This window comes from Cohaesibacter sp. ES.047, assembly GCF_900215505.1.
Lineage (GTDB): Bacteria > Pseudomonadota > Alphaproteobacteria > Rhizobiales > Cohaesibacteraceae > Cohaesibacter.
This window is the reverse complement of record NZ_LT907844.1, coordinates 840,475-857,207: the sequence shown is the minus strand read 5'-3', so window position 1 is coordinate 857,207 and position 16,733 is coordinate 840,475. Positions and strand designations below refer to the sequence as shown.

Below are 16,733 nucleotides of genomic sequence, written 5' to 3'. Positions count from 1 at the left end.
GGATGTTGACACGCTTGAAAGTACGATCGGCAATAAATCCTGACGAGCCGATCAAGCACATGCCCTGTTGAAACCCTGTCGATGGCTGTGACAGGAACAGGACAAAGAGCCCGGCTGATGCGGTCTGATCAAAGGGGGGCAGGAGCAGACACTTACCAATCAGCCTATACCACGAGGCAACGATATATATATTGGTCCACCGGCATGGCGTTCCAAGGGCTGAAATGAGGCAATTGTGTGATTTTTCATTACAAATCAAGGCAATGTATCCCCTTGTCTGTCTCGCCAGAAACCTTTCCCTTGCGACCAGATCGACGATCGGCTTGCCAAGCGTACTTTTTGCGGCAATCATGGTTTCTACCTGTCAGCACCAAGACGCGCAGGTCGTTGGCTCCCTCGAACACCACAAGGAGGATCGCTTGCTCGATAATGCAGATGAAAGTGTGACTGAACTGGCAAGTCTGCGCCCTGCCACAACCATCATCCACTCCGGATCTCAGCCCCGCCCACCGGCCCAGATCTGTTTTGATCGCAAGGAGTTGATGACGATCCTCAACGCCTATGGACGCATGGTGGCAGCAGGAGAATGGCGCGACTACTCCATCGACACCTTGAAGGATCGGGCGATCTTTTCCATCTATCGACGAACAAGCGAGATGCCGATCTACCGCATCGAGAAAAACCCAAAACTGGCCCGCAAGCAAGGAGCCTACAGCCTGATCGCGCAGCAGGGGCAGATTCTCAAACGCGGTCAGGACCTCGGCACGATCATCAAGCTGCTTAATCAGAAGATGCTCAAGGTCGTGAAGAGCTGAGTAGCTCGAAGAACCGGTTTTTCTGCACTCTCCACCCCCATATATAAGGGGCAAACGAAAAAAGCCGCCCCGAATGGAGCGGCTTCTTACCGATTCTGATATCAGTGCCAGCTGGCGATTAATTGCGATTGCCGAACAGCTGCAGCAACATGATGAACAGGTTGATGAAGTCCAGATACAGACGCAGGGCACCCATGATGGCTTTTTTGCCCATGGTGTCGGCGCTGTCGCCTTCGTAATACATTTCCTTGATCTGCTGGGTGTCATAAGCCGTGAGGCCTGCAAAGACCAGCACGCCGATCACGGAGATAGCAAAAGCCATGGCGCTCGAGGCAAGGAAGATATTGATGATCGACGCAATCACGATGCCGATCAGGCCCATCATCAGGAAGCTACCCCAACCCGAAAGGCTTTTCGTCGTGGTGTAACCATAGAGGCTGAGACCAGCGAAGGAAGCCGCGGTGATGAAGAAAACCTGCGTAATGGACGTCTGAGTGAAGACAGCAAAGATCGAGCTAAGCGACACACCCATCAGGGCGGCATAAACCCAGAACACCATCTGGGCCGTGCTGGCACTCATTTTCTGGATGCGGAAGCTCAGGAACAACACCATGGCGAATGGTGCGAACATGACGACATATTTCAAAGGGCTGTTGAACAGGGTCGCACCGAACTGGGTGACACCAACAACGCTGCCGCCTTCCTGAACGAAGGCCATCGAAAAGATGCCGTAGGCAAACACGCCGGTTACACCGAGCGCGATGGCCATATAGTTATAGACCTTGAGCATGTAGCTGCGCAGGCCCTGATCGATACGCGCCATTTCGGCAGCGCGGCCGCCAAGATGTGCGCTCTGACGGAAATCATTTGACATGGTTTCTCCTCACAAAACTCAAAAGTTCCAACGGTTTGGCTCGCACCCGAATGATCATTCCATAATCGGGCTGCGGCGACCGCAGTGTTAAAGACATAGTTTCAACTGATTATATGGTCAGGAGGCCATAGAAGCTCAAGTCCTTTTTGCCAACTTTAATGAATTCCGACTTAAATTTTTTGTCATCAGTGGAACTCACTGAACAAATTGGACCTATTCGAAGGTTTTCCGGGCTGAAAAGATCGTAAATCTTAACAAGCATTAACAATTACAAAGCGAAATCAACCTCTAGTCTATGAGGTATTTCTAAATAACCTGCAACTGCCACAGTCCCCGCTTTACACATGCGTGCTCGAAAAGCGACTTGAAGGGCCACCTCATCACATCAATGGCCAGCCCGTATCGTGACCATCGACGAAGGATGACACATTTTGATGGCCAAAATCCGACCGAGTGCAAAAAAAGACTATCCGGTCCGCAAAATCCGGGCAGGCTTCCGGTTCAGGCTCGACCAGGTCCCCAACAACCCCAGTATGATCGTTACCACCATGGCAACGAGCACAGCGACAATCGAGGCAACCGGCTGCCAGGCAAAGGACATCTCCATCACCTCGGTAATCACCAGAAAGGCTGCTACATGACCGATAACAAGCGCGAAGATCGCCGTGGTGAACCCGAGCATGCCATATTCAAGACAATAGGCGGTCAGCACCTGAGCGCGGCTCGCCCCCAGTGTCTTGAGGATCACCGCATCGTAAATGCGCTCGCGCTGCCCTGCAGCCAAGGCACCTGCCAACACCAGAATGGATGCAATGACAGCCAGTGACGACGCGGCGCGCATGCCCCACGCGAGCTGGCGCACCAGATCATTGACCCGTTCCAGCGCTTCGCCAACACGCACAGTGGTCACGGCCGGGAAGTCCTCGATCACAGCCTTCATGATCCCCGATTCTTTGGATCGCAAAGCGTCCGCCGTCTCGCCCGGCTGATCAGGAAGCGCCAGGGTCGCCAGATGGGCATGCGGCGCCCCGGCGAAAGTGTTGGGCGAGAAGACCATCACGAAATTGATCCCCAGTGATTGCCACTCCACCGTCCGGACATTGGCCAGTTCCGCTTCGATTGTCCGCCCGAGCACATTGACCGTGATCTTGTCGCCGATGGAAAGATTGAGTTCCTCGGCAATTTCCGCGTCAAACGACACCAGAGGCTTGCCGGAGTAATCCTCAGGCCACCAGTCACCACCGACGATCTTGGAATTCTCCGGAGGCACCGCCGAATAGGTGATGCCGCGATCCCCGCGCAACACCCAGCGGGCCCCTTCTCCGGCTTCATACTCACTGGTGGGTATGCCCTTGAGCGAAGTGATGCGTCCCCGCAACATCGGCACCCGTTCGCGCTCGCCACCCGGAGCCAGACTATCGAGACGTGCCTCGAAGGCATCCACCTCGCTGTTCTGGATGTTGACGAAAAAGAAGTTCGGCGCCTGATCCCTGAGCGTTCCGGTCAGTTGCTGCCGCAAATTGAGGTCAATGAGGACCAGTGTCACCAAAAGGCTGAGCCCCAGTCCGAGCGACAAGGCCACCGATGGGGTCAATGCGCCGGGTCGATGCAGATTGGCCACCGCAAGACGCGGCACCACCCGGCGGATACGCGGCATGTGTCGCGCCCCCAGCATGATCGCAAAGGCAATAAGCCGCAACAGACCGAACACCACCACCATGCCAGCCAGAAAGCTTGCTGAGACCCAGAGTTCTTCGGACGTGGCCAGAACGAGACCGACAAGCAGAAGGCCAAGTCCGGCCATGATCAGCCAGTCTGTTTTGGTGGCACGGGTGCGCACCGGCGCAATCTGGTCGCGAAACAGCGCCGTCGCGGGAATGGAACGCGCCCGAAGCAGCGGCCGCATCGAAAACAAAAGCGCCGCCAGAACACCGAACAGAGCCGCAATGCCCAGCTGGGCTGGATGGAACAACGAGGCGGAAAGCGGCAGATTGGCTGGCAGAAGAGCCGCCAGAATGAAGGGCACGATCGCAGCAAAGACAAGACCGATGGCGATCCCGATCAGCGTGATGATCAGGATCTGCGCAAGATAGATCTCGACGATAAGCCAGCTCGGCGCGCCAAGGCATTTGTAGCTGGCGATGGTTGCCTGACGCGAAGCGACAAACGCCCGCACTGCGTTGGCGATCCCCACCCCGCCGGTGATCAGGGACGCAAGGCCAACCAGCACCAGAAAGGCGGCAAAGCGTTCGATGTTGCGCGACAAGCCTTGTGCTGCATTGGCGCGCGAGCGAACACGCCAGCCATTGTCCGGATAGGCTTCGCGGATCTGTTCGATGACACCATTCACGGCCTGAAGGTCCGGATTGCCCGGCATGGCAAGCCGCGTCGTCCAGCGAACAATGGCACCGGGCTGCAACAGCTCCGTGCCATCAAGATCCTCCAGTTTCATCAACACAGGCGGTCCGAAGGCGACTCCGCCGGCCAACTCGTCCGGCGCAAAGGTGACAACATCACCGATTTTGAAGCGTTTCACGCCGATCACCAGATCATCACCGATAGAAAGCCCCAGACGCTCAAGCAACATCGGATCAGCCAGCACTTCTCCGTCGGACAGGGCAGTATTGTTGCGGGTCTCAAGAGTGCCAACAAGGGGATAGGCGTCATCAACGGCCTTCACCTCGATCAGCATCTGCTGGGAAGCATCTGCGGTCCGGGCCATGGCCCTCAGGGTGGCCAGATCCCCAAGACGCCCGAACTGCGACAGGTAAGCGCGCTGATCGTCTTTGATACGGGTGTGAATGGCCGAAAGGGAAATATCACCCCCGAGGATTTCGCTGCCGCGCTCCTCAAGGCCGCCGGTCAGCGCCTTTGACGCAGAGCCGACCCCGCCGATCGCCGCAACGCCAAGCGCGATACAGGCCAGAAAAATATAAAAGCCCGCCAACCCGCCACGCAACTCGCGAAAGGCGAACCGAAAGGCAAGACCAAGGTTGGCCAAACGGCCTCCTTGAGCACGGATTCTCGTCGACCTTGACTGTCCGGTCAGGGCCGGATCAACGGTGGAATGGGTCATCCGGTCCGCCCTTTCAGTTGATGGAAATGTCGGAGGAGCCATGCGGGTCTTCGACCAGTTGACCCAGTTTCAGCCGCACCACCCGCTCGCATCGATCCGCAAGGCTCGGATCATGGGTCACCAGCATCAGGGTCATGCCGCGTTCCTTGTGAAGGTCGAACATCAGGTCGGAAATTTCCCGGCCCGTTTCCGCGTCAAGGTTACCGGTTGGCTCGTCGGCAATCAGAATAGACGGACGGGGCGCAAGCGCTCTGGCAATCGCCACCCGCTGCTGTTCACCGCCTGACAGTTCGGCTGGATAGTGATGAATACGCGGCCCCAATCCGACCGCTTCAAGCTCCGCCTTGGCCACATCAAAAGCATCCGAGCGTCCCGCCAGTTCAAGGGGGATGGCCGTATTCTCAAGCGCCGTCATGGTTGGCACCAGATGGAAAGACTGAAAAATGATGCCGATCTGCGCGCCGCGAAACCGGGCAAGCGTATCCTCGTCCATCACCGACAGATCGCTACCTTCCACCAGAACCTTGCCCTCATCAGCCTGTTCAAGACCGGCCATGACCATCAGCAAAGTGGATTTGCCAGAGCCGGACGGCCCTACCAACCCCACCGACTCCCCTCGCTCGATATCCAGATCGATCCCGCGCAGGATATCGACCATGGAATTTCCGTGGCCAAGACTGAGATGCACCCCATGCAGCGAAATGATCGCTTCTTCGGCGTCTGTTTTCGTCTCTGTAGCAGCTGATTCTTCGGAAATTGCAGGCGAACTGGGTGAAGTCACAGTGATCCTATCCTATATAGAATTCGAATAAGTAATTCGAACATGCTTTCGTGAGCCCCTGTGAGACCTCAGACTGGCTCAAAGGCGCAAGGAATCCGCTCAAACGATCCAACTGATATGGGTGCGATTGTTTCGATGTCAATTTTCGCAAGTTTTTGAAATGACGAGACAGCAGACGGAGCAGACAATGACAGCAGACGGAGCAGACAATGAAGGCAGAGAGAAAATCAAAACCCCGCGCTCTTGCGATCGAGAAACAAACCCATACCGAAAGCTTGATACGCGTGGCATTGGGGTTTGGACTTGTGCTGCTTGCGTTGTTCCTTGCCCTGACACAGGTGCGAGCCGCAGAGACCACACGAATATTGGCCTATGGCGACAGTCTGTCCGCTGGCTACCGCCTGCCCCCCGATGCCGGTTTCACCGATCAGTTGCAAGCCGCGCTCGACGAGGCCGGTTTGAATGTCGAAGTGATCAACGCCGCCGTTTCGGGTGACACCACCGCAAACGGGCTGGCCCGTCTTGACTGGTCGACGCCTGAGGATATCGATCTCGTTTTGCTTGAGCTTGGCGCCAATGATGCCCTGCGCGGCCAACCTGTCGAGCGTGCCAAGAGCAATCTTGCCAGCATGATCGAGAAGTTTCAGGACAAAGGAGCCAAAGTCGCCCTGCTGGGCATGCGTGCGCCTCCCAATCTTGGCAAAGAGTATGTCGAAGCCTTTGATGCGATCTATCCCGCTCTGGCCGAGCAATATGATATTCCCCTCTACCCCTTCTTCCTTGAAGATGTCGCAGGCCAACCCAAACTCAACCTCGATGATGGTATCCACCCCACCGAGGAAGGCGTTGCGATTATCGTCAAAAACGTTGCACCCTTTGTCAAAGACATAGTAGAAACCCTGAACTAGGACGGGCCTCTTCCCCTCCCCCGCGGGTCTGCAGGGGGCCATCCCACTATTCCGATTTCAAAAAAGGCTGACACCCGTCAGTCTCCTCCCCTTTTTGCAAAAATTCTTGATGGATCCCGAAATGGAAAAAAGAAAACTTGGCCGCACCGACCTGGAAGTCTCAAGCCTGTGCCTGGGCACAATGACCTGGGGCGAACAGAACACCAAGGCCGAAGCCTACGAACAACTCGACTATGCGCTTGATCAGGGCATCAACTTCATCGATACCGCCGAGCTCTATCCCGTTCCCAGCCGGGCCGCCACACAAGGCCGCACCGAAGAAATCATTGGTGACTGGATGGCAGACCGCGGCAACCGCAGCGATGTCATTCTGGCAACCAAGGTGGTTGGCCGCTCTATGAGCACCTATTTCCGCGACGATGGCTCTCACCCTCGCCTCACCCGCGCCCATATCGTCGAGGCCGTCGACAAGAGCCTGAAGCGCCTTAAAACCGATTACATCGATCTCTATCAGATCCACTGGCCTGATCGGAAGGTGACCCAGTTCGGCACCAACCCTATGGTCTATGCCCACCCCGAGCCGGCAGACGACGAAACACCGATTGCCGAAACCCTCTCGGTCATGCAGGAGCTGGTCACGGCTGGCAAGATCCGGCATCTGGGACTGTCCAACGAAAGCGCCTGGGGCACGATGAGCTACACCCGCGCTTCGGATGCGGGAACAGGTCCTCGTGTGGTTTCGATCCAGAATGCCTATAGCCTGCTCAACCGCACCTTCGAGGTCAACCTGGCCGAGATTGCCATGCGCGAGCAAGTCGGTTTGCTGGCCTATTCCTCGCTGGCTCAAGGCGTCATCACAGGCAAATATCTCGATGGCAAACGGCCCGCCGGGGCGCGCATGTCGATCTTCGAGAATTTCGGCTCCCGCTATTTCACCAACGGTGCTGAACCGGCCACGCGTGCCTACCTCAAGATTGCCGATGACTTCGGTGTCGATGTGGCACAGATGGCGCTGGCCTTTGTCGAAAGTCGCTCCTTCACCACCTCGGTCATTCTGGGGGCAACCAAGATGGATCAGCTCAAGACCGATATTGCCGCCCACCAGTTCGTCATTACCGAAGAGATGGAAAAGGCGATCAACGAAGTCCACATGCTTCACGGTAACCCATGCCCATAAAGCACAGGACCGATTGAGACAACATGTTGTGGGTGGCGTGAAAATATTACCAATATATTGACAACGCCATCCACAACAGCCGACAGATGCCATAAAGGTAAACCAGCAGTGAACAAAGCTTTTACGGCACCGTCATCTTTTTTGAGTTAGTCTCAAACACGACAGCCCTGAACTGATTCGATCCGGCAATTGGATCTAGCTCTCAATCGCTTTGGCAGACATCATTTCACCTGTCATGAAGGGTCAATGGCGACCCGAGCCGACAGATTCGTCGAGCCCCCAATGTCTTTTTCGGGAGCGAAATGATGCCACGCCTGTTTGCCGGAATAGAAATTCCCCCCACCATCACGACTTTGCTGTCCTTGCAAAAGGGCGGCCTTTACGGTGCCCGCTGGGTGGACGAAACCAACTATCACATCACGCTGCGTTTCATGGGGGATGTCGACTACATCCTCGCCAACGAGATCGCGTTCCAGATGTCGCAGATACAATGTCCTGAGTTCGACCTCTCCTTGCGCGGCGTCGGATCGTTCGGAACGAAAAAGCCCCACTCGATCTTTGCCGCTGTGCAGAACAATGAGGATCTCTATCTGCTGCATACGGAAATCGAGCGCCGCATGAAAAAGCTCGGCCTCAAATCCGACAAGCACGATTACACGCCCCATGTCACGCTGGCACGTCTGAATAAGACCACAGAACCGATTGATGTCGCCAACTATCTGTCCCTGCGCGGTCACTTCCAGACCGAAGAGTTCACAGTGCCACGTTTCGTGCTCTATTCCTCGCGCGACAGCACGGGTGGCGGACCCTATGTAGTCGAGGAGACATTTGATCTCTTGTGATTGACCCTGCATTGAGGCTGTGGGCGACGGAGCCCCGGCCATGGCGCCGTTAGCAATGCTTCTGGATCAGGATGTCGCTGGCGAAGCTGACCATCTGAAAGACGTCTTCAAACCCGTTGGCGCCGCCATAATAGGGATCCGGCACCTCATTGAAGCCGAGCCTTGAGCCCAATCCGCAATAGTCCAGATAGAGCGCGATTTCCGCTCGCCCGTCTCTTGGCTGGGCGGATCTGATATCGGCCAGATTGCTTCGATCCATCGCCAGAATGAAATCATAGCCGTAGAAGTCATCCAGACCGAGCTGCCTCACCCTGAGGTCTGACAGGTCGACACCATGGTGCCTTGCGATGTCGATTGAGCGCCGATCAGGCGGATTTCCCACATGCCATTTCCCGATCCCGCAACTGTCGAGCACAAACCGATCCTGAAGCCCCAACTCTGCCGCCTTGTGACGCAGAACACCCTCGGCCAGCGGCGAGCGGCAGATGTTGCCAAGGCAGACGAAGAGAATCGAAGTGGGTTGGACAGCATGCATATCTGGGTTCTCGTGCGGGCGCGCCTGTTGCGTGGAAACTGCGAGGCCAACTTATTAGCCATAAGGCCCAGTCGCAAGTCCGTTGAACCGATTAGCGTAAGAAAGATAACGGGCTTTTCCTGCCGGCCTTCATCTGACTACTTTTAGCCATCGGCTGAATAAGCACCCACCTTTCGATGATTGTCTGCAAGGTCAGCACGTCAGCCTTTGAGCATATCCTTTGACTCCCTCGCCCGGATAATCCCCCGCAGGTCGATCCGGTCACTCAAAATCCGTTCGCTCATAGATTAATCAGCATCAACACGTAGTAAAAACGTATAAATCTGCGCTTCATAATATCTTTCTTAACAATAACCACACGAATACGTTTTGAACAATTTCAAACATAACTATTTCAAAATAATATTTGAAGCAAAAATAGCAAATACGGATAAAATTCGAACAAATACTTCGGGCGCATCGAGGAGGCATCATGACCCACTATTGTCTGGACGACAGTCTTGAACAAGACCTGCTGCCGTTTCTGATGGAATCGGCCCATCAGGGCATTGCCGTGATCAACAAGGACCTCGAGATCATTTTCTTCAACGAAACCGTAATCAAAATGCTCGAAGTCTCCGCCTCTGTCATTCAGGATGACCCAAGGCTCGAGAGCTTCTTTCGTTACAACGCACTGCGAGGCGATTATGGCGAAGGCGATCCGGAAGAAAAAGTGCGGATCCGGATGGAAAAATATCGACGCTTTGAAAAGCTCGAATATGAACGAAAATGTGGAGATGGCTCGACGATCCGCGTACAGGGCACCCCCCTTGGCGAGAAAGGCTATGTCACAATCTTCACCGATGTGACCAAGCAACGTGCCTATGAAGCGCGCCTTCAAGCCATACAGGTAGAGCTTGAAGACAAACTCGAGCAGAGCATCCGGGAAGTTCGCTACAACCGCGATCTTCTCTTCAACGCCATCAACGCGATTGAAGATGGCCTGATCATCTTTGATCAGGATGACAATCTGGTGCTCGCCAACATCACCATGCAGGACCTCTACCCGGCCCTGAAGCGGCATTTGATGAGCCAATCCCACATTTCCCTGATCGAGGGTTTCGAGCTTCCCGAAGTCGGACACAACAGCCCGCTGGTGGACATGGACCTGCAGGCCAAGGGAACAGAGAAAAAGCTTCACGACGACAAATGGTACCGCATCGTCCAGTTCGACACGGTCAATGGCGGCCGGATCGTCATCTATTCTGATATTTCTGCCTACAAGACCCAGAATGGCAAACTGCAACAACACACCAACGAACTGGTGAAACTGCTGCAAAAGGAAATCAATCTCTCTGAGACACAGCGGGAATTCGTGACCATGGCATCGCACGAGTTCAAGACACCTCTGGCGATCATTGATAGCAACGCCCAGCGCATCCAGCGCAAGATTGGTGTTCTGCCTGAGGAAAAACTGCGCGAGAGAATCGGAAATATCCGCGACTCGGTTGATCGCGTGCAGTATCTCATCAACCGGTTCATGGATTTCTCCAGCAATGAAATCACCGGCATGAAAGCGGATGCAAGGGAACAGGATTTCCGCGCCGCGCTCCACAAGATCTGCGTCGATCACTTCGAAATGGAGGATGGCGACCGCATCGAATGGGATCTTGATGCCCTGCCCGAGCGGATCTTCTTCGACCGCACACTGCTGGACCAGTGTTTCAGCAATATCCTGTCCAATGCCCTCAAATACTCGCCGCAAGACTCCTTCATTCAGGTCATCGGCAAACAGGATGACCGCTACATCATGATCGAGGTTCACGACAAGGGAGTGGGCATTCCCAAATCGGAAGTGCACAAGATCTTCAACAAATACTTCCGGGCTTCGACATCCAGTGGCATCGCCGGCACCGGAATCGGGCTCAACTTCGCCCAGATGGCCCTCAAGGAGCATGGTGGCCACATCGAAGTGAAAAGCGAAGTCGGCAAGGGGTCGTGTTTCACGATCTTCCTGCCAGCAAGCCTTGCCGAGCCTGACAAGCCTGCAAAGGCGAACACCAACGAACAGCCAACCAAAGACGACGACAGTTCAAAAGCAAGACAACTTGCATCGTGATGGGAGAACAACAGATGAAAACACGCATCCTCTGTGTGGAAGACGAAGAACTGCTCCTTGGCGATATCGCAGAAGAGCTCAGTGACGAGGGCTTCGAAACCCTGACCGCCACAAATGGCAAACAGGCCATCGAGATCCTGAAACAGCAGAGTGTGGATCTGATCCTGTGCGACATCATGATGCCGCTGGTGGATGGCCCGACAACCATGAAGCTGGTGCGTGAACGCCTGCCCCAACACAACGAAGTGCCATTCATTTTCCTCACCGCCAAAGCCACCCGGGAAGACATTCTGGCTGGCAAGAAGTTGGGGGTTGATGACTATCTCACCAAACCCATCGACTATGATCTTCTGCTGGCAACCATCAGAACGCGCCTCAATCAGGTTGATCGGATCAGAGAGACCAACGAAGAGCGGCTGAAACGGATCTACAGATCGCTCAAAGATCAGCACCCCAACCACAAACCCTTGTCGATCAGTCTGATTGCAAATATGGAGAAATACATTCTCCCGATCGAAAGGGCGCTGGGGGAACTGGGATGTCTAGTGGAGTTCGTACATGAGTCGCATCTGGCCCATAGGAAGGACATCACCGAACAGAATGATCTCTGCTTCCTCGTCTACAGCAAACAGGTGCACTTCTATCTCAATAGTCTGATCAAGGCAGGAAAAGAAAATGGCGGGGGTAGAATTGTGCTTTTGTGCAAGGATTCCGTCGATCAGAGCCTCAAGGATGCGCTGCTCGAACTGGGCATAGGCTATACCATCGACTATCCCTATCCGCCGGTGGAGATCTTCAAGATCATCCTCAAAACAGCTCAAGGCAACTAGCACCGGTCCCGGCGGCTGCCTTGGCGTCAGAAGGACGCAGGAAAACACAGCGGATGCTTGGGAACGCTCGGGCTTGATGGATTGGCGAAAACAAAAAAGGCTTCCGCATTTCTGCGAAAGCCTTTTAATTTGGAGCGGGCGATGGGATTCGAACCCACGACCCCAACCTTGGCAAGGTTGTGCTCTACCCCTGAGCTACGCCCGCGAAACTCGTTCGGTTTCTCAAACCGTTAGCGACAAGTATTCGCTGCCGGAACGGCGCTCCGTGCCGCCGACGCGTGCTTATATGTACGACCTGCAGACCAATTGCAACAAAGAAATTACAAAAAAAGATTTTTTCCCACCGACTGTGAATCTTTTTCACATACCGGAAAAACACCCCTTGCTTTCCGGTCGGATTTCCTGCCGCGGTACTCTTGCGATAAAAGGGGTAGAAGACTAAGAGCGCTATAGGTGACACCGTCCATGACACCTGCGCGGCCGCTCCTGCCGACGCAGACTTCTAGCAAAGAACAACACAGAGGCACCCCAATGGCCGCAACCCGACAGGACCTGTTCGATTTCCTCGCAACCCTCGGCATAAAGACGACAACACACGACCATGAGGCCGTCTTTACCGTGGATGAAAGCCACAAGATCAAGCAAGATCTGCCCGGCGGCCATTCCAAGAATTTGTTCCTCAAGGACAAGAAGGGCAATCTCATTCTGGTCGTCTGCATCAATGACACAGACGTGGATCTCAAGAGCTTTCACAAGAAATATGATTGCGGCCGTGTCAGCTTTGGCAATGCCGATCTGCTGTTTGAGCATCTGGGCGTCACGCCCGGCTCGGTAACACCCTTTGGCCTCATCAACGATCGTGACAAAGGGGCAGTTCAGCTCGTGCTCGATGCCAATCTGATGACCCACGATCTGCTCAACTTCCACCCGCTGGAGAACACGGCAACCACGGCTATCGCCAAAGATGATCTTCTCGCCTTTTTCAAGGCGACCGGTCACGAGCCAACCATTTTGAGGCTCGAAAAGGAAGAAGAAGCATCCTAGCCCGAACGCAGCCTGGACGCGACCTGACCCGGACGCAGCTCGGAAAGGGGCTGTTTGGGCAAGCAAACCATTTGAGCATTGAAGCGACCGGCCACGTTCCCCATATTGATACCAAACCGAAAATCTGACACAAAACAGGAAAGCGGGCCAAACGGACTACCTTCCGAAGCCCTTCCCGTCGAATGTTCACGAATGAAGGACCGCAATCATGAACGACAAGTCCTACGGCTATGGCAGCGGCATGTCCGCAAGCTACACCTCTTCGCAGGGGTCTGGCGCTGCTTCCTTTGGCGCCGCACCATCACCCGCGCCAAAACCGGCCCAGGCTCCACTTCAGGCCCAAGCTCAAGCTCAGGCTCAGGATACCGGTCCTCTCATCATGGACACCACAACCGAGACCTTCATGCAGGACGTCATCGAGGCCTCCAAGGTGACGACGATCCTCGTCGACTTCTGGGCCCCTTGGTGCGGCCCCTGCAAGCAGCTCACCCCCATTCTTGAAAAGGCGGTCACCGAAGCCAAGGGCCGTGTCAAGCTGGTCAAGCTGAACATTGATGATCATCCGGCCATTCCGGGCCAGATGGGCATCCAGTCAGTTCCAGCCGTCGTTGCCTTCAAGGATGGACGTCCCGTTGACGGCTTCATGGGCGTCCAACCCGAAAGCCAGATCAAGGCCTTCATCGAGAAAAACGGCAGTGAACCGGCCGCCGACCCCATTGAGGAAGCCTGCACTCAGGCAAATGGCCTGCTCGATCAGGGCGAACCCGGTGAGGCCCTTCAGATCTTTGGTGCGATCCTTCAGCAATATCCCGATCATGTTCCGGCCATGGTGGGGCTGGGCAACTGCTTCCTCGCTCTGGAAGAACTGGAACGGGCCCGCGGCGTACTCGATGCAATGCCCGAAGAGGCCCTCGCGGACAAGGACGCACAGGCTTTCAAGGCGAGCCTCGAGCTGGCCGAACAGAGCGCCGACCTTGGCGACCTGGGAGAGCTTCAGGCCAAGCTCGACGCCAATCCAGATGACAATCAGGCGCGTTTCGATCTTGCCATTGCGCTCAATGGCAAGAACAAGCGCATTGAGGCACTCGACCATCTCATCACCATCATCAAGAACGATCGTGACTGGAACGAGGACGGCGCCCGCAAACAGCTTTTGCAATTCTTTGAAAGCTGGGGTGTGATGGATCCTGCCAGTGTCGATGGCAGACGCAAACTGTCCTCGGTCCTTTTCTCGTAAGGACCGAACCGGCCTCCCGGCCTGAACTGGCATATCGACCGGCCAAATCACCCTGCGTGACTGAGTCTGTCAGGCAGGGTGGGAGTGGCCGGAGACCGCGCCTTGTGGCGACAAGACAATTTCCGACTAGAAAGCTGTCCGCGCGCGACCAAGTGCGCCGCGCGGGGAACAAGGAGAAACCATGGCCCAAGCTGGCAACGCCTACTATGACAGCCCGAGAGACATTCCGGCCATCATTCCAATCTTTCCGCTCGAAGAAGTCCTGTTGCTGCCACGCACCCAGATGCCGCTTAACATCTTCGAGGACCGTTATATCGCCATGATCGAGCATGCGATGCAGAATGACCGCATCATCGGCATGATCCAGCCGCTCAAGGAAGACGACGTCGTACTCGAGGATAGCGACGACAGCAACGGATCCTCCCAACTCCAGCAGATCGGCTGTCTGGGACGGATCTCGGCCTATGGCGAAACCGGTGACGGGCGTGTGTTGATCACGCTGGCCGGGCTTTGCCGCTTCAAGCTGGTATCCGAAAAGCAATCCGACTTTCCCTTCCGCATGGCAGAGGTGGATTGCGAGGAATTCGCAGAGGACCTGATTGAAGGCTTTGGCGAGGAAGCGGTCGACCGGGACGGACTGCTCGGAATGTTCCGCGCCTTTCTCGACGCCAACGATATGGAAGCGGACTGGGACAATGTGGCCAAATCGTCAAACGAGATTCTGGTCAATTCCCTGTCCATGATGAGTCCTTACGGAATTGCCGAAAAACAGGCTCTTCTGGAAGCAGAAAGCCTGTCCTTGCGCGCCGAAACACTGATCGCCATCACCGAAATGCATCTGGCAAGCGGCGACAGCGACGGCACGGCCACCCTGCAATAAAGACCGGCAGAAGCGATCGGAAAACACGGGAGATTGAGTGTGGCAGAGTCACAATTTAGCAAAACCGCCCAACCGGAGGGAAAAACCGGAACAGTTGATCGCAAGCTTCTGGAAATTCTCGTCTGCCCGGTGAGCAAGACAACACTCATCTACGACGAGGGCGCGCAGGAACTGATCAGCAAGGCAGCCAAGTTGGCCTATCCCATCCGCGAGGGCGTGCCGATCATGCTGGCGAGCGAAGCCCGCAGGCTCGAAGACTGACACCACGCGCGGTGGACAGCCTCACAGCGCCTCTCCCTTGAGCAGGCGCGGCACATCACCCCGATTGCCAGCGGCTTCCTCTATGAACATGCGTTTGAGGGCCGGTAGCCGCTCGACAACACCCAGCCCGAAATCACGCACATGACGCAACACGTCGCTGCGGTTCGAGAATAGCCTGTTGAGAAGATCGCAAGTCATGCCCATCTGCACCACATCGAACCGGCGCCAGCTCTGATAGCGCTCCAGAACGGTAAGCGACCCGATATCCTCGCCCAACCGTGCGCCCGCGACAATCACCTCGGCCAGAGCCGCCGCATCCTTGAAACCCAGATTGAGCCCCTGCCCGGCAATCGGATGAATACCGTGTGCAGCATCGCCGATCAGGGCAAAGCGCGGCGCGACATAAGACCGCGCAAGTGTCATGCCGAGCGGAAAGCCCTTGCGGGGACCAAGCTCCTTGAGCGCCCCCAGCTGCTTGCCGAACCGGCGTTCCAGCTCAAGCCCGAAGGTGAAATCATCCATGTCCAGCATGCGTCTGGCGTCGCTCGTGCGCTCATTCCATACCAGAGACGAGCGATTGCCCTTGAGTGGCAGAATGGCAAAGGGACCAGCTGGCAGAAAATGCTCCACCGCCCGTCCTTCATGGGGCCGCTCATGCTCGACGGTGGTCACGATGCCAACCTGATCATAGTCGACCTTGACGGTCGAAATGCCTGCAAGATCCCTAAGGCGCGACCGCACGCCATCCGCAGCAATCAACAGCCCCGCCTCGATAACCTTGCCCGAGGCAAGCGATATCAGCACCCGCGCTTCTTCATCAACAAAATCACGCACCGACTCCGCTTCAACGAGCTCGACGCCGGCATCACGCGCTGCATCCTGCAGGGCACCCACCATCACACCGTTTGGCACCATGTGTGCAAAGGGCTCGCCATTGTCCGTATCGCCCTCGAATGTCAGCAACACCGGCCGCACCACATCCTGAAGCTTGCTGTCGGTAACGATCATGTCGCGAATGGGTTCGGCGTCCGGCTCGATGGTCTGCCACACACCCAGTTCATCAAGCATTCGCCCAGCCGCAGCGGCCACTGCTGACGCGCGCTCATCCTTGCGCATCACATCAAAGGGCTGCGGTTCGATCACCAGCACCGACAAGTCGACAGCCTGACGGACAGCCAGTGCCAGCGACAGGCCCACATAGCCACCACCGGCAATCACCAGATCATAACGGTCCATCGGTTCGGTGTGCGCTTGGCCTTTGCTTGTTGACATCGGTCTTCCTTTCCGGACAGGCCAACCGGTGCCTGTCAGTTCCGTTTCGCCTCAGTTTATGCATCTTTCTACGAAGAAGCGAAAGCACAAGTTCTTATCAGGC

The 16,733-nt window shown here is 55.7% G+C and carries 15 protein-coding genes and 1 tRNA gene; 10 read left to right on the top strand and 6 right to left on the bottom strand.

Annotation, left to right across the window (positions count from 1 at the left end):
• The first annotated feature begins 350 nt into the window (after positions 1 to 350).
• Positions 351 to 815 (top strand): DUF2794 domain-containing protein, encoded by a 465-nt coding sequence (locus CPH65_RS03860; RefSeq protein WP_096176223.1) that lies wholly within the window; start codon positions 351 to 353, stop codon positions 813 to 815.
• Between the two features lie 118 nt (positions 816 to 933).
• On the opposite strand, the gene CPH65_RS03855 is transcribed toward CPH65_RS03860, so the two are convergent.
• The 3 genes from CPH65_RS03855 to CPH65_RS03845 form a co-directional block, all read right to left on the bottom strand.
• Positions 934 to 1,689: a Bax inhibitor-1/YccA family protein gene (locus CPH65_RS03855; RefSeq protein ID WP_096172207.1), complete on the bottom strand. Its 756-nt coding sequence runs from the start codon at positions 1,687 to 1,689 to the stop codon at positions 934 to 936.
• A gap of 466 nt (positions 1,690 to 2,155) precedes the next feature.
• Entirely contained in the window at positions 2,156 to 4,765 is a 2,610-nt protein-coding gene (locus CPH65_RS03850) for an ABC transporter permease (RefSeq protein ID WP_096172206.1), read from the bottom strand.
• 13 nt (positions 4,766 to 4,778) lie between these two features.
• Positions 4,779 to 5,423 (bottom strand): ABC transporter ATP-binding protein, encoded by a 645-nt coding sequence (locus tag CPH65_RS03845; protein ID WP_096176222.1) that lies wholly within the window; start codon positions 5,421 to 5,423, stop codon positions 4,779 to 4,781.
• A gap of 332 nt (positions 5,424 to 5,755) precedes the next feature.
• On the opposite strand from CPH65_RS03845, the gene CPH65_RS03840 reads away from it, so the two are divergent.
• From CPH65_RS03840 to thpR, 3 genes are all read left to right on the top strand, one after another.
• The gene (locus CPH65_RS03840) at positions 5,756 to 6,454 is read left to right on the top strand and encodes an arylesterase (protein WP_096172205.1); all 699 of its coding nucleotides are present in this window, start codon (positions 5,756 to 5,758) and stop codon (positions 6,452 to 6,454) included.
• Between the two features lie 121 nt (positions 6,455 to 6,575).
• Positions 6,576 to 7,631 (top strand): aldo/keto reductase, encoded by a 1,056-nt coding sequence (locus tag CPH65_RS03835; protein ID WP_096176221.1) that lies wholly within the window; start codon positions 6,576 to 6,578, stop codon positions 7,629 to 7,631.
• A gap of 305 nt (positions 7,632 to 7,936) precedes the next feature.
• Positions 7,937 to 8,473: an RNA 2',3'-cyclic phosphodiesterase gene (gene thpR, locus CPH65_RS03830; protein ID WP_096176220.1), complete on the top strand. Its 537-nt coding sequence runs from the start codon at positions 7,937 to 7,939 to the stop codon at positions 8,471 to 8,473.
• 49 nt (positions 8,474 to 8,522) lie between these two features.
• On the opposite strand, the gene CPH65_RS03825 is transcribed toward thpR, so the two are convergent.
• The gene (locus CPH65_RS03825) at positions 8,523 to 9,008 is read right to left on the bottom strand and encodes a low molecular weight protein-tyrosine-phosphatase (protein ID WP_096172204.1); all 486 of its coding nucleotides are present in this window, start codon (positions 9,006 to 9,008) and stop codon (positions 8,523 to 8,525) included.
• Positions 9,009 to 9,480: 472 nt separating this feature from the next.
• Here CPH65_RS03825 and CPH65_RS03820 point away from each other — a divergent pair, with 472 nt between their 5' ends.
• Positions 9,481 to 11,106, top strand: a complete 1,626-nt coding sequence (locus tag CPH65_RS03820; protein ID WP_096172203.1) for a PAS-domain containing protein — start codon at positions 9,481 to 9,483, stop codon at positions 11,104 to 11,106.
• Between the two features lie 14 nt (positions 11,107 to 11,120).
• Positions 11,121 to 11,936, top strand: coding sequence for a response regulator (locus tag CPH65_RS03815; protein WP_157747487.1), 816 nt, complete (start codon positions 11,121 to 11,123; stop codon positions 11,934 to 11,936).
• A 130-nt stretch (positions 11,937 to 12,066) separates the two neighbouring features.
• On the opposite strand, the gene CPH65_RS03810 is transcribed toward CPH65_RS03815, so the two are convergent.
• A tRNA-Gly gene (locus tag CPH65_RS03810) sits at positions 12,067 to 12,141 on the bottom strand.
• A 326-nt stretch (positions 12,142 to 12,467) separates the two neighbouring features.
• Between CPH65_RS03810 and CPH65_RS03805 the strand changes: the two genes are divergently transcribed.
• The 4 genes from CPH65_RS03805 to CPH65_RS03790 all read left to right on the top strand — a co-directional run bounded on the left by CPH65_RS03805 (position 12,468) and on the right by CPH65_RS03790 (position 15,358).
• Positions 12,468 to 12,980 carry a prolyl-tRNA synthetase associated domain-containing protein gene (locus CPH65_RS03805; protein ID WP_096172201.1) on the top strand — a complete coding sequence of 171 codons (513 nt, stop codon included), beginning with the start codon at positions 12,468 to 12,470 and terminating at the stop codon, positions 12,978 to 12,980.
• 208 nt (positions 12,981 to 13,188) lie between these two features.
• Positions 13,189 to 14,217, top strand: a complete 1,029-nt coding sequence (trxA, locus tag CPH65_RS03800) for a thioredoxin (protein WP_096172200.1) — start codon at positions 13,189 to 13,191, stop codon at positions 14,215 to 14,217.
• A 181-nt stretch (positions 14,218 to 14,398) separates the two neighbouring features.
• Positions 14,399 to 15,097, top strand: a complete 699-nt coding sequence (locus tag CPH65_RS03795) for an LON peptidase substrate-binding domain-containing protein (RefSeq protein ID WP_096172199.1) — start codon at positions 14,399 to 14,401, stop codon at positions 15,095 to 15,097.
• A 39-nt stretch (positions 15,098 to 15,136) separates the two neighbouring features.
• Positions 15,137 to 15,358 carry a Trm112 family protein gene (locus CPH65_RS03790; protein ID WP_096176219.1) on the top strand — a complete coding sequence of 74 codons (222 nt, stop codon included), beginning with the start codon at positions 15,137 to 15,139 and terminating at the stop codon, positions 15,356 to 15,358.
• A gap of 21 nt (positions 15,359 to 15,379) precedes the next feature.
• On the opposite strand, the gene CPH65_RS03785 is transcribed toward CPH65_RS03790, so the two are convergent.
• Positions 15,380 to 16,630, bottom strand: coding sequence for a ubiquinone biosynthesis hydroxylase (locus CPH65_RS03785; protein WP_096172198.1), 1,251 nt, complete (start codon positions 16,628 to 16,630; stop codon positions 15,380 to 15,382).
• Between the last annotated feature and the right edge of the window lie 103 nt (positions 16,631 to 16,733).

Bases quoted from the DNA above. Each gene is read 5' to 3' on its own strand.
- CPH65_RS03860 (WP_096176223.1), top strand. From the start codon at position 351: ATGGTTTCTACCTGTCAGCACCAAGACGCGCAGGTCGTTGGCTCCCTC.
- CPH65_RS03855 (WP_096172207.1), bottom strand. From the start codon at position 1,689: ATGTCAAATGATTTCCGTCAGAGCGCACATCTTGGCGGCCGCGCTGCC.
- CPH65_RS03850 (WP_096172206.1), bottom strand. From the start codon at position 4,765: ATGACCCATTCCACCGTTGATCCGGCCCTGACCGGACAGTCAAGGTCG.
- CPH65_RS03845 (WP_096176222.1), bottom strand. From the start codon at position 5,423: ATGGTCGATATCCTGCGCGGGATCGATCTGGATATCGAGCGAGGGGAG.
- CPH65_RS03840 (WP_096172205.1), top strand. From the start codon at position 5,756: ATGAAGGCAGAGAGAAAATCAAAACCCCGCGCTCTTGCGATCGAGAAA.
- CPH65_RS03835 (WP_096176221.1), top strand. From the start codon at position 6,576: ATGGAAAAAAGAAAACTTGGCCGCACCGACCTGGAAGTCTCAAGCCTG.
- thpR (WP_096176220.1), top strand. From the start codon at position 7,937: ATGCCACGCCTGTTTGCCGGAATAGAAATTCCCCCCACCATCACGACT.
- CPH65_RS03825 (WP_096172204.1), bottom strand. From the start codon at position 9,008: ATGCATGCTGTCCAACCCACTTCGATTCTCTTCGTCTGCCTTGGCAAC.
- CPH65_RS03820 (WP_096172203.1), top strand. From the start codon at position 9,481: ATGACCCACTATTGTCTGGACGACAGTCTTGAACAAGACCTGCTGCCG.
- CPH65_RS03815 (WP_157747487.1), top strand. From the start codon at position 11,121: ATGAAAACACGCATCCTCTGTGTGGAAGACGAAGAACTGCTCCTTGGC.
- CPH65_RS03805 (WP_096172201.1), top strand. From the start codon at position 12,468: ATGGCCGCAACCCGACAGGACCTGTTCGATTTCCTCGCAACCCTCGGC.
- trxA (WP_096172200.1), top strand. From the start codon at position 13,189: ATGAACGACAAGTCCTACGGCTATGGCAGCGGCATGTCCGCAAGCTAC.
- CPH65_RS03795 (WP_096172199.1), top strand. From the start codon at position 14,399: ATGGCCCAAGCTGGCAACGCCTACTATGACAGCCCGAGAGACATTCCG.
- CPH65_RS03785 (WP_096172198.1), bottom strand. From the start codon at position 16,630: ATGTCAACAAGCAAAGGCCAAGCGCACACCGAACCGATGGACCGTTAT.